Annotated in this window: 12 protein-coding genes; 7 read left to right on the top strand and 5 right to left on the bottom strand. The window is 68.3% G+C overall.

Features of this window, described 5'->3' with window-relative positions:
- Window positions 1–27: 27 nt before the first annotated feature.
- The 3 genes from MPE_RS09445 to MPE_RS09435 are packed head-to-tail and all read right to left on the bottom strand — an operon-like array spanning window position 28 to window position 4,184.
- Window positions 28–1,455, bottom strand: a complete 1,428-nt coding sequence (locus MPE_RS09445; protein ID WP_011829471.1) for an HlyD family type I secretion periplasmic adaptor subunit — start codon at window positions 1,453–1,455, stop codon at window positions 28–30.
- A 1-nt stretch (window position 1,456) separates the two neighbouring features.
- Entirely contained in the window at window positions 1,457–3,622 is a 2,166-nt protein-coding gene (locus tag MPE_RS09440) for a type I secretion system permease/ATPase (RefSeq protein ID WP_011829470.1), read from the bottom strand.
- Window positions 3,623–3,638: 16 nt separating this feature from the next.
- Window positions 3,639–4,184, bottom strand: a complete 546-nt coding sequence (locus MPE_RS09435) for an NUDIX hydrolase (RefSeq protein WP_011829469.1) — start codon at window positions 4,182–4,184, stop codon at window positions 3,639–3,641.
- 104 nt (window positions 4,185–4,288) lie between these two features.
- Here MPE_RS09435 and MPE_RS09430 point away from each other — a divergent pair, with 104 nt between their 5' ends.
- From MPE_RS09430 to pgeF, 3 genes are read left to right on the top strand one after another with little or no spacing between them, the layout of a single operon-like run.
- On the top strand, window positions 4,289–4,996 hold the full coding sequence (locus MPE_RS09430) for a fumarylacetoacetate hydrolase family protein (RefSeq protein WP_011829468.1): 708 nt from the start codon (window positions 4,289–4,291) through the stop codon (window positions 4,994–4,996).
- Window positions 4,997–5,007: 11 nt separating this feature from the next.
- The gene (gene maiA, locus MPE_RS09425) at window positions 5,008–5,649 is read left to right on the top strand and encodes a maleylacetoacetate isomerase (protein WP_011829467.1); all 642 of its coding nucleotides are present in this window, start codon (window positions 5,008–5,010) and stop codon (window positions 5,647–5,649) included.
- Between the two features lie 59 nt (window positions 5,650–5,708).
- Entirely contained in the window at window positions 5,709–6,419 is a 711-nt protein-coding gene (gene pgeF / locus MPE_RS09420) for a peptidoglycan editing factor PgeF (protein WP_011829466.1), read from the top strand.
- Here the strand turns inward: pgeF and MPE_RS23275 are convergent.
- Window positions 6,333–6,617 (bottom strand): hypothetical protein, encoded by a 285-nt coding sequence (locus tag MPE_RS23275; RefSeq protein ID WP_036229322.1) that lies wholly within the window; start codon window positions 6,615–6,617, stop codon window positions 6,333–6,335. The two genes, pgeF and MPE_RS23275, sit on opposite strands and share 87 nt — an antisense overlap.
- Window positions 6,618–6,743: 126 nt before the next feature.
- Here MPE_RS23275 and MPE_RS09415 point away from each other — a divergent pair, with 126 nt between their 5' ends.
- The 4 genes from MPE_RS09415 (at window position 6,744) to MPE_RS23940 (ending at window position 10,948) form a co-directional block, all read left to right on the top strand.
- Window positions 6,744–8,426: a PHA/PHB synthase family protein gene (locus MPE_RS09415; protein ID WP_011829465.1), complete on the top strand. Its 1,683-nt coding sequence runs from the start codon at window positions 6,744–6,746 to the stop codon at window positions 8,424–8,426.
- Between the two features lie 73 nt (window positions 8,427–8,499).
- Window positions 8,500–9,681 carry an acetyl-CoA C-acetyltransferase gene (locus MPE_RS09410; RefSeq protein ID WP_011829464.1) on the top strand — a complete coding sequence of 394 codons (1,182 nt, stop codon included), beginning with the start codon at window positions 8,500–8,502 and terminating at the stop codon, window positions 9,679–9,681.
- 113 nt (window positions 9,682–9,794) lie between these two features.
- A complete protein-coding gene (gene phbB / locus MPE_RS09405; protein ID WP_011829463.1) occupies window positions 9,795–10,532 on the top strand; it encodes an acetoacetyl-CoA reductase in 738 nt (245 codons plus the stop codon).
- A gap of 152 nt (window positions 10,533–10,684) precedes the next feature.
- Complete coding sequence (locus tag MPE_RS23940) at window positions 10,685–10,948, top strand: hypothetical protein (RefSeq protein WP_011829462.1); 264 nt, start codon at window positions 10,685–10,687, stop codon at window positions 10,946–10,948.
- An 89-nt stretch (window positions 10,949–11,037) separates the two neighbouring features.
- Here MPE_RS23940 and lexA read toward each other — a convergent pair whose 3' ends face one another.
- Window positions 11,038–11,715: a transcriptional repressor LexA gene (gene lexA, locus MPE_RS09395; RefSeq protein WP_011829461.1), complete on the bottom strand. Its 678-nt coding sequence runs from the start codon at window positions 11,713–11,715 to the stop codon at window positions 11,038–11,040.
- Window positions 11,716–11,758 lie beyond the last annotated feature (43 nt).

Genomic DNA, 11,758 nt, shown 5'->3' with positions numbered 1-11,758 from the left:
CTGCGGCGGCGATGAGCCGGTGGTCAGTCAGCGTTCCGACAGCGCGTAGGCCTTGCCCCGCAGCACCGGCTTGAGCAGGTAGGACATCACCGTCTTCTTGCCGGTCAGGATGTCGACCTCGGCCGTCATGCCGGGAATGATCGGCAGCTTGTCGCCCAGCTGAGCCAGGCGCGTGCGCACGCGCACGACGTAGAAGGCATTGCCCTTCTCGTCGATCACGGTGTCGGGGCTGATGTTCTCGACGGTCGCATCGAGGCCGCCGTAGATCGAGAAGTCGTAGGCCGTGAACTTCACCGTCGCCTGCTGGCCTGGGTGGATGAAGCCGATGTCGCGCGGGAACACCCGGGCTTCGAGCACCAGCGCGTCGTCGAGCGGGACGACCTCGACGATGTCGCGGCCAGGTTGCACCACGCCGCCGACGGTGTTGGCCAGCAGACGCTGCACACGGCCGCGCACCGGCGACTTGACCTGGGCCTTGTCGACCTTGTCGCTCAGCGCGACGCGCCCCTCTGTCAGCGCGTTCATGCGGCCCAGCACATCGGCCAGTTCCTTGCGGGCCTCGTTGCGAAAGGCGATCTCGGTCTCCTGGATCTTGCGCTGCGCCTCGCCGACGGCCGCCGACACCCGGGCGATCTGCGCGCCGGCCTGCTCGACATCGCCGCGGTACTTGCTCAGGTCGCGCTCGAGCCGCAGGATGTCGACCTCCGACACTGCGCCGGAGGCCAGCAGCGGCCGCGTCTTCGCCAGCTCCTGCTGCGACAGGTCCAGACCCCGTTCGGCCGAGGCGCGGCGCGAGCGGGCCTCGTTGAGCTCCTGCTCGCGCTGCATCAGCTGCTGACGGCTGATCGACACGATGGTCGAGAGCTCGGACTGGCGCGACTCGTAGAGTCGGCGTTCCTCCTCGATGATGCGGCGCTCTTCCGGGTCCTTGCTCGGCGGGGGCGGCTGAAACGGGTTGCCCTCGGCCAGCGCACGCAGCCGGGCCTGCCGGGCCAGCAGCGCGAAGCTCTGCGCGGCGTTCTCGCGCACCCCCGACGTGGCGCGCGTCTCGTCGATGCGCAACAGCAGCTGGCCAGCCTCGACCACCTGGCCCTCCTTGACCAGGATCTCAGACACCACCCCGCCATCGAGCGACTGGATCACCTGCAACTGCCGCGACGGGATCACCTTGCCGTCACCGCGTGTCACCTCGTCGATCCGGGCGAGCGCAGCCCAGACCAGCAGCACCGCGACCACGCAGACCGCGGCCCGCACGATCACCTGTGCCCGCTGAGTGCGGGCGCGGGCCAGCAAGGCCTCGGGCTCTGCCTCGTAGCCGGTGCTGCCCACCGCGGCGGACGGCGCCACCGGGCCGAACACCCGCTTCGTCAGCGGTTCGAGCCAGAGGCGGGTGCGCTCCAGCCCGGCCAGCAGCGCGCGGCCGAAGCCCATCAGGCGGGGGGCGGGACTGCCCATGCTAGGCCGCCCTCGTGATGCGACCGGCGGCAAGCGCCTGCATGATCTGCTCACGCGGCCCGTCGGCGACAACACGTCCCTGGTCGACGACGATCAGCCGCGTGGCCATCGGCAGCAGCGAGGTGCGGTGCGTGACCAGCACCACCGTCTTGTTGCTGGCGATCGAAGCGAGGCGCGACGTGACGTGAGCTTCGGTGGCGAAATCCATGGCGCTGGTCGGCTCGTCGAGCAGCAGGATCGGCGCGTTGTGCAGCACTGCGCGGGCCAGTCCGACGCTCTGGCGCTGGCCGCCCGACAGCGATTCGCCGCGTTCGCCCACCGGCATGTCGAAGCCGCGGGGATGGCGGTTGACGAACTCGCTGAGTCCGGCCACCTCGGCCGCCGCGACGATGGCCTCGTCATCGGCGTAGGGCAGACCGAAGGCGATGTTCTCGCGCAGGTTGCCGAAGAACAGCGTCACGTCCTGCGACACGTAGCCGAGGTTGCGTCGCACGTCGGCCGGGTCGAGCTGGCGCAGGTCGATGCCGTCGAGCAGCACGGCGCCCGCGGTGGGGGCGTACAGGCCCAGCATCAGCTTCTCGATCGTGCTCTTGCCGGAGCCGACCTTGCCGATCAGCGCCACCCGTTCGCCGGCGGCGATCTTGAAACTCACGCCGTCGAGCGCACTGTCGGAACGTCCCGGGTAGGCGAAATGGACGTCCCGGAACTCGATCTCGCCGCGCAGTTCGCGCCGGTGGATGAAGGCATTGCCGGCCGGCCGCTCGACGGGCTGGGCCATGATCTTCTCCAGCGATTCGAGCGCCGTCACCGCCCCCTGGTACTGCAGCAGCAGGCCGACGATCTGCCCGGCCGGCGCCAGCGCACGGCCGCTGAGCATCGTGGCGGCGATCAGCGCACCCATCGTCAGCTGGCGGTCGCCGATCAGGTAGACGCCGATGACGATCAGCGACACGCTCACCAACTGCGTCAGCCAGGCCGTGGCCGACAGCGCGGTGGACGACAGGCCGCGCATGCGCATGTTGATGCCGGCCAGGTAGGCATTGGTCTGCTCCCAGCGGGCCTGGATCACGCTTTCGGCACCCTGGGTCTTGACGGTCTCGATCGCGGTCAGGCTCTCGATCAGCGTCGCGTTGCGCTGGGCGCCGGCCTGCCAGGTGGCCTGCGACAGCTCGTGCAGCCGGTGCTGCAGGATGTAGCCGACCACCACGACCAGCACGAAGGCGACTACCACGGGCGCAGCGAGCCAGGGCGACAGCCAGAACATCACGCCGATGAACAGCAGGGCGAACGGCAGGTCGATCAGCGCCGTGACGGTGCTCGAGGCGATGAAGTCGCGCACCTGCTCGAAGCCGCGCAGATTGGACGCGAACGAGCCGACTGCCGCCGGCCTGTGAGAGAGCTGCATCCCCAGCACGCGCTCCATCAGCGTGGCCGAGATCTGCACGTCGATGCGGGCGCTGGCCTCGTCGACGAAATGGCTGCGCAGCGTGCGCATGAACAGATCGGCGCTGATGACGATCAGCACCCCGATCGCCAGCGCCCACAGCGTCTCCTCCGCATGGTTGGGCACCACGCGGTCGTAGACGTTCATCGAGAACAGCGGGAAGGCGATCGCGAACAGGTTGATCAGCAGTGCCGCCCACAGCACGTCGCGGTACACGTTCCGCTGCGCCAGCACGGCGCCCCAGAACCAGTGGCCGGCGCGGGTGGCGCGCACCTCGGGCGCACGTTCGTCGAAGCGGAACTGCGGCCGCACGAACAGCATCACGCCGCTGTAGCGCTCGGCCAGCTGGTCGGCGTCCAGCGTCACGGCACCGGCGCCGGTCTCCGGCATCAGCACCTGCCAGGCGCCGGAGGCATCGCGGCCAAGGAGCACGCAGGCGCGCTCGTCGTGCAGCACGGCGATGGCGGGGAGCGTGGCCGTATCGACCGCATCGAGCGCCATGCGCTGCAGACGCGCGGTCATCGCCGCCCGGTCGGCAGCACGTTCGGCCAAGGCCAGCGTCAGGCGGCCGTCGACCAGCGGCAGGCCCGCCGACAGCGATGCGCGCGATGCGGCCACGCCGTGCACGCGGCAGACTTCCAGCAGACAGTCCAGCAGCGGGTCGGGGTGGATCAGGTCTTCGCGCAGGCGGGTCGTGGCGGTGGAAGAGGGCGGTAGCGTCATCGGGACAGGCGTGTGCTCATGCGATATCGGCACAGTGCAGCCCGAATTGACCCCCGGCCCGGTCGGCGAAGTAACGGCGCAACGTCTCGGCCGTCGTGCGGAAGGCCAGGTGCTCCCACGGCACCTCGGCTTCGCGGAACAGCGCCACCTCCAGCGACTCGACGCCGGGCGCGAAATCGAGATCCTGCAGCGCGGCGCGGTAGAAGAAATGGACCTGGCCGACCCGCACCACGTTCAGGACCGAGAACAGCCCCTGCAACTGCACGCGCGCGCCGGCCTCCTCGTCGGTCTCGCGCAGCGCGCCTTGCTCCAGCGTCTCGCCGAGTTCCATGAAGCCGGCCGGCAGCGTCCAAAGGCCGTGGCGCGGTTCGATGGCCCGCCGGCACAGCAGCACCTGGTCGTCCCAGGTCGGCAGCGTGCCGACCACGTTCAGCGGGTTCTCGTAGTGGATCGCCTCGCAGACCGTGCAGACCGCGCGTTCACGGCTGTCGTCGGCCGGAATGCGGTAACCGACGGGACCTCCGCAGGTCTTGCAATGCCGGAAACTGCGTGCGGAGAACATGGCGAGCGAGTGTACCGGGGCCCTCGCGACGAACCCATGGCGGACCTGTGCCCGGGTCCGCGTGGCATCATCTTCGGCGCCTTGATGAAGTTCGCCCAACGACCATGCCCATCCTTCACCATGTGATCGAACTTCCTTCCACGCCCAGCGTTCCGGTGCAAGGCCGCAGCGAGCGCTTCCCGGTGCGCCGCATCTACTGCGTCGGCCGCAACTACGCCGAGCACGCCATCGAGATGGGCCACACCGGCCGCGAGGCGCCGTTCTTCTTCATGAAGCCGGCCGACGCGGTGCTGGCGGTGGACGCCGGCACGACCGGCGAGATGCCCTATCCGGGCCTGACGAAGAGCCTGCACCATGAAGTCGAGCTCGTGGTGGCTCTTGGCAAGGGCGGGCGTGACATCCCGGCCGCAGCCGCCCTCGACCATGTGTGGGGCTACGCGGTCGGGCTGGACATGACGCGGCGCGACCTGCAGAACGACATGAAGAAGGCCGGCCGGCCCTGGGAGATCGGCAAGAGTTTCGAGGCGTCGGCGCCGATCGGGCCGCTGACGCCCGCCGCGCAGGTGCCCGGCATCCACACGGCGCCGATCGTGCTCGACGTCAACGGCACGGTACGCCAGGTCAGCCACATCAACCGCATGATCTGGAGCGTGGCTGAGATCATCGAGCACCTGTCGGCCGCATGGACGCTAGCGCCGGGCGACCTGATCTACACCGGGACGCCGGAGGGTGTGGCAGCGGTCGTGCCCGGTGACCTGCTCGAGGCACGCGTCGAGGGCCTGGAGCCGCTGCGCGTGCACATCACCGGCTGAGCGGACGCGCCGTGGAGCTGTACAGCTACTTCCGCTCCTCGGCCGCGTTCCGTGTGCGGATCGCGCTGGCGCTCAAGGGACTGGCCCACGATTACCGCGCGGTGCACCTGGCGCGCAACGAGCACCTCGCCGCGGCCTATGGCGCGGTGTCGAGCGCCCGGCTCGTCCCGCAGCTGATCGACGGTGAGGCGTCGATCAGCCAGTCGCTGGCGATCATCGAATACCTCGACGAAGTGCACCCGCAGCCGCCGCTGCTGCCGGGCACGGCACTCGATCGCGCGCGCATCCGCTCGCTGGCGCTCGACATCGCCTGCGAGATCCACCCGCTGAACAACCTCCGGGTGCTGCGCTACCTGGTGCGGGAGCTGCAGGTGGGTGAGGTGGCCAAGAACACCTGGTATCGGCACTGGGTCGAGCAGGGCCTGGGTGTGGTCGAGCAGCGACTCGCGCAGGAGCCGGGCACCGGACGCTACTGCCACGGGGAGTCACCGACGCTGGCGGACTGCGTGCTGGTGCCGCAGATCTTCAATGCGCAGCGCTTCGATTGCCGGTTGGACCACGTACCCACGGTGATGCGGGTGTTCGAGGCCTGCATGGCCGAGCCGGCCTTCCAGCGCGCGCAGCCTTCGGCCTGCCCGGATTTCGAGCCGTGACCAACCCTCTCTCCGAGGCGCTCCGGCCTCGCTTTGCGACGGCCAGGGTCGGTGCGCTGATGAGCACGCGCGCCGGCGGCGTGAGCAGGGGCGTGTTCGAGTCGCTCAATCTCGGCAGTGCGGTCGGCGACGATCCGCTCGCCGTGGCGGAGAACCGGCGTCGCTACGCGGCCGCACTGGGCGGCACGCCGGTCTTCCTGCGCCAGGTTCACGGCGTGCGTGCGCTGCGTCTGCCGCTGACCGAACCCTCGGACTCCGTGCCCGAAGCCGACGCCTGCTGGACCACCGACCCTGGCGTGGCCTGCGTGATCCAGGTCGCCGACTGCCTGCCAGTGCTGTTCGCTGCGCCGGGAGGCCTCGGCGTCGCTGCCGCTCACGCCGGCTGGCGAGGTCTGTCGGCCGGGGTGCTGGAGACGACCGTGTCCGCTCTGTGCCAGGCGGCCGGCTGCCCCGCGGCCGAGCTGGAGGCCTGGCTTGGCCCCTGCATCGGGCCACGTCAGTTCGAGGTGGGGGCTGACGTGCTGGCCGGCTTCGGCGTGTCGCAGGCAACGCCCCACGGGCGTTTCAAGTCCCATACGGCGGGGAAGTGGCTAGCCGATCTGGCAGGCCTGGCACGCGACCGACTGGCGGCGCTTGGCCTCGAGCGCATCGAGGGCGGAACCTGGTGCACTGTCGAGGAAGCCTCACGTTTCTTTTCGTTCCGTCGCGACCGTCCGCGCCATGGCAACAGCGGGCGCATGGCCGCTGCCATCTGGATCGAGCGGCGTTGAGGCCTGCGACGCCTCGGCGCGACGCCGCGCGGCACGACGCGCCGGCGTTCCAAGCAGGTAGATCATCAGCGCCACCGGGCCCAAGCCGTACAGCAAGAAGGTGAAGAATGCGCCGAGCACGCTGCCCTGGCTGTGGGTGGCTTCGGCGGCCGCCATCAGCAGTGCCACGTACAGCCAGGCGATTGCAACCAAGTACATTGGATTCAGTTCTGCGCAAGGGTGAGTCGCATAATGAATCAGGGCTGCAAGCAACGGCAAGGGGTTCAGCGAAACTTCGTGTGCAGCCGACCATCGTAGGCGAGTGGCCGACAGGCGAGGAGACACATGAACAAAGGCGCAACCGGTTGGGGTGGCGTTGCCCCGGGGATGGACTTCGCCCAATCCGCGCAGCAGCTGGCCCAGGGCTGGACCGAGGCCCTCAAGGGCATGACGGGCGTGCAGCTTCCGGCCGACGCATTGCCCGCGCTGCAATCGTCCTACCTGAGCGAAGCGGCCGCACTCTGGAACCAGGCGACGCAGGGTGCCGATGGGGCACCACCGCCCGCCGACCGGCGATTTGCGGCCAAGGACTGGATGTCCAACCCGGCGGCGGCCTTCACGGCGGGCATGTACATGCTCAACGCCCGCACCTTGCTGCAGCTCGCCGACCAGGTGCAGGCCGACGAAAAGACCCGGCAGCGCATCCGCTTCGCGGTCCAGCAGTGGATCGACGCCTCGTCGCCGGCCAATTACCTGGCACTCAACCCCGAGGCGCAGCGCAAGGCGATCGAGACCCAGGGCGAAAGCATCACCCAGGGACTGCAGCACCTGTGGCACGACGTGCGCCAGGGCCATCTGTCGCAAACCGACGAGAGCCTGTTCGAGGTCGGCCGCAACGTGGCGACAACCGAAGGTTCGGTGGTGTTCGAGAACGCGCTGTTCCAGCTGATCGAGTACAAGCCGCTGACGGCCAAGGTGCACGAGCGGCCGCTGCTGATCGTGCCGCCGTGCATCAACAAGTTCTACATCATGGACTTGCAGCCCGAGAACTCGCTGGTGCGCTATGCCGTGAGCCAGGGGCATCGCGTGTTCATGCTGAGCTGGGTGAACGCCGACGAGAGCCTCGGCGACAAGACCTGGGACGACTACATCGAGCACGCGGTGATCCGCGCGATCCGCGAGGTGCAGGCGATCTCGAAGCAGGAACAGATCAACACGCTGGGCTTCTGCATCGGCGGCACGCTGTTGGCGACTGCACTGGCCGTGCTGGCCGCCCGCGGGGAGCACCCGTCGGCGAGCCTCACGATGCTGACGAGCTTCCTCGATTTCTCCGACACCGGCGTGCTCGACCTGTTCGTCGACGAGCAGATGGTGTCGATGCGCGAGATGGCGCTCGGCCAGGGCGGTCTGCTCAAGGGCAAGGAACTGGCGGCAACCTTCAGCTTCCTCCGCCCCAACGACCTGGTGTGGAATTACGTGGTCGGCAACTACCTGAAGGGCGAGACGCCGCCGCCTTTCGACCTGCTGTACTGGAACTCCGACAGCACCAATCTGCCGGGGCCGATGTACTGCTGGTACCTCCGCCACACCTACCTCGAGAACAACCTCATCAAGCCCGGCAAGGTGACGGTGTGCGGCGAGCCGCTCGACCTGCGCAAGGTCAACCTGCCGACCTTCATCTACGCCTCGCGCGAGGACCACATCGTGCCGTGGCAGAGCGCCTACGCGACCGTCGAGGTGCTGCCGGGCAAGAAGCAGTTCGTGCTGGGCGCCTCCGGCCATATCGCCGGCGTCATCAACCCCCCGACGAAGAACAAGCGCAGCCACTGGATCAACAGCCGCCTGCCCAAGACTGCGGATGCCTGGTTCGAAGGCGCCACCGAGCATCCCGGCAGCTGGTGGCCCGCCTGGACCGACTGGCTCAAGCCGCTGGGCGGCAAGCTGGTGCCGGCGCCGAAGGCGCCCGGTGACCGCAACCACAAGATCATCGAGCCGGCACCCGGCCGTTACGTCAAGGCCAAGGCCTGACCCCTTCCACACTGTCCCTTTTCATTCCACCGCGGAATCGCCCATCCCGGTCACTTCAGCAAGGAGAATTGCCATGACCACCGACATCGTGATCGTCAGCGCCGCCCGCACCGCCGTGGGCAAGTTCGGCGGCACGCTCGCCAAGACCCCGGCGCCGGAACTCGGCGCCGCAGTGATCCAGGCCCTGCTGGCGCGCAGCGGCCTGTCCGGCGAGCAGATCAGCGAGGTGATCCTCGGTCAGGTGCTCACTGCAGGCAGTGGCCAGAACCCGGCGCGCCAATCGGTCATCAAGGCCGGCCTGCCGCAGGGCGTGCCGGCCATGACCATCAACAAGGTCTGCGGCTCCGGCCTGAAGGCCGTGATGCTGGCAGCCCAGGCCATCCGCGACGGCGATGCCGAGATCGTGATCGCCGGCGGCCAGGAGAACATGAGCCTGGCGCCGCACGTGCTGCCGGGTTCACGCGACGGTCAGCGCATGGGGGACTGGAAGCTGATCGACACGATGATCGTCGACGGCCTGTGGGATGTGTACAACCAGTACCACATGGGCATCACCGCCGAAAACGTGGCGAAGAAATACGGCATCACGCGCGAACAGCAGGACGCATTGGCGTTGGGTTCGCAGCAGAAGGCGGCCGCAGCCCAGGATGCCGGCAAGTTCAAGGACGAGATCGTGCCGTTCAGCATCGCCCAGAAGAAGGGCGACCCGATCGTGTTCGCGGCCGACGAGTTCATCAACCGCAAGACCAACGCCGACGTGCTGGCCGGCCTGCGCCCGGCCTTCGACAAGGCGGGCGGCGTGACCGCCGGCAACGCCTCGGGCCTGAACGACGGCGCGGCCGCGGTGCTGGTCATGAGCGCGAAGAAGGCCGACCAGCTCGGCCTGAAGCCGCTTGCACGCATCGCCTCCTACGCGAGCGCCGGCCTCGACCCGTCGCTGATGGGCATGGGCCCGGTGCCTGCCAGCAAGCGTGCCTTGGAGCGGGCGGGCTGGAAGCCGGCCGACCTGGATCTGCTGGAGATCAACGAGGCCTTCGCTGCCCAGGCCTGCGCGGTCAACAACGAGATGGGCTGGGACACCAGCAAGGTCAACGTCAACGGAGGGGCGATCGCCATCGGCCACCCGATCGGTGCGTCGGGTTGCCGCGTGCTGGTGACGCTGCTGCACGAGATGCAGCGCCGCGGCAGCAAGCGCGGCATTGCGTCGCTGTGCATCGGCGGCGGCATGGGTGTTGCATTGACCGTGGAGCGCTGAGGAGCAACCGCGCATTCATTAAGGGTGAGCCCGGATCGGGCGAATACCCTTGACCCACGCATATCGGCACGCGACGCTAGAGCGGCCATGACAAACCACAGAGGAGCAGAACAATGAGCAAGAAGGTCGCATACGTCACGGGGGGCATGGGCGGCATCGGTACCGCGATCTGCCAGCGTCTGCACAAGGACGGCTTCACCGTCGTGGCCGGTTGCGGCCCGAGCCGCAACTTCAAGAAGTGGCTCGACGAGCAGGCCGCACTCGGCTACAGCTTCCACGCTTCGGTGGGCAACGTGGCCGAATGGGAGTCGACCGTCGAGGCCTTCAAGGAGGTCAAGGCACAGCACGGGCCGGTCAGTGTGCTGGTGAACAACGCCGGCATCACGCGTGACGGCATGTTCCGCAAGATGACCCGTGACGACTGGAGCGCGGTGATCAGCACCAACCTCGACAGCCTGTTCAACGTGACCAAGCAGGTGATCGACGAAATGACCGACGCCGGCTGGGGCCGCATCATCAACATCAGCTCGGTCAACGGCGAGAAGGGCCAGTTCGGCCAGACGAACTACTCGGCGGCCAAGGCCGGCATGCACGGCTTCACGATGGCGCTGGCCCAGGAAGTGGCCAGCAAGGGTGTGACGGTCAATACCGTGAGCCCGGGCTACATCGGTACCGAGATGGTCCGTGCGATCCGCCAGGACGTGCTCGACAAGATCGTGGCGACCATCCCCGTCAAGCGGCTCGGCACGCCCGAGGACATCGCCTCGATGGTGTCGTGGGTGGCCTCCGAGGAGTCCGGCTTCGCCACCGGTGCCGACTTCTCGGTGAACGGCGGCCTGCACATGGGCTGACGGTAAAGAGCCGGGCGCAAGGCCCGGCTCGTGTCCGGCGGCGCCTGGAAACTCAGGCCCGCCGGTCTTCGATCGCTGCCAGGCTCTCGAGCGCTGCACACACCTCCGCGAACGACCCGCCGATCGCGGCACGCCGCTGGTCCTCGGGGTCCATGGTCATCCAGAAGCGCCTCGCGGCGCGCCGCGCGTTCTCGATGCCGGCGACGCGGGGCAGCGCGGCCCTGAAGGGCGTGACCGGCCGGGGTCGCGGTGTGGCGGCTGAGACGGGGCGGGTGCGGAATGCCGGTGACCTGAACACGAGCGCCGGTACCGTAGCAGGCGTGGAGGCCTGGAAGGCGGTCTGCCACCAGCGCCGCAAGGGGTTCCAAAAGACCGTGACCATGGTGAATCTCCAATCGGAAGTTCAGCAGGATTGATGTCGATGGGCCTGGTCCGCGGGATAACACGCCGTTTGGCGCGCATGCCCACCACCCGCGGGGGCCATGAATTCAGGCGCCAGCCGATCTCACATGAGCAGGGTGTTGCGGATGAGCCCGACGGCCAAGCCCTCGATCTCGAACTCACCGCTCTCCGGCGTGACGACAATGGGCTCGAAATCCGGGTTCTCGGGCAGCAGTTCGATCGTGCCGCGCACGCGCCGGAAGCGCTTGACCGTGACCTCGTCGCCCAGGCGGGCGACGACGATCTGCCCGTTCTTGGCTTCCCGGGCCTTCTGCACTGCGAGCAGGTCGCCATCGAGGATGCCGGCGTCGCGCATGCTCATGCCCCGCACCTTGAGCAGGTAGTCGGGCCGTCGAGGGAACATGCTGGCCTCGATCGCATAGCTCTGGTCGATGTGTTCCTGCGCCAGGATGGGGCTGCCCGCAGCCACACGCCCGACCAGCGGCAGCATCAGCTGCGACAGGCTGGGCAGCGGCAGCGAGAACTGCTTGTTGCGCAACTGGTTCAGCGAACGCAATGTGTCAGACTTCAGACGGATGCCCCGCGAGGTGCCGCCCACCAGTTCGATCACGCCCTTGCGTGCCAGGGCCTGCAGGTGCTCCTCCGCCGCGTTGGCAGAACGGAAGCCGAGTTCGGCGGCGATTTCGGCGCGCGTGGGCGGTGATCCGGTGCGCTCGATCGAGGTCTGCACCAGATCAAGGATCTGCTGCTGCCTGGCGGTGAGCTTGGGGGCGTCGTCCATGCGGGTGCTCCTGCGGTGTCGGGAGCCGGGCTGTCACCAGACC

The sequence above is a fragment of the Methylibium petroleiphilum PM1 genome, assembly GCF_000015725.1.
In the GTDB taxonomy this organism is placed as follows: Bacteria; Pseudomonadota; Gammaproteobacteria; order Burkholderiales; family Burkholderiaceae_C; genus Methylibium; species Methylibium petroleiphilum.
Note: the sequence above shows the minus strand (reverse complement) of the source record. Positions and strands in the feature narration are given on the sequence as shown.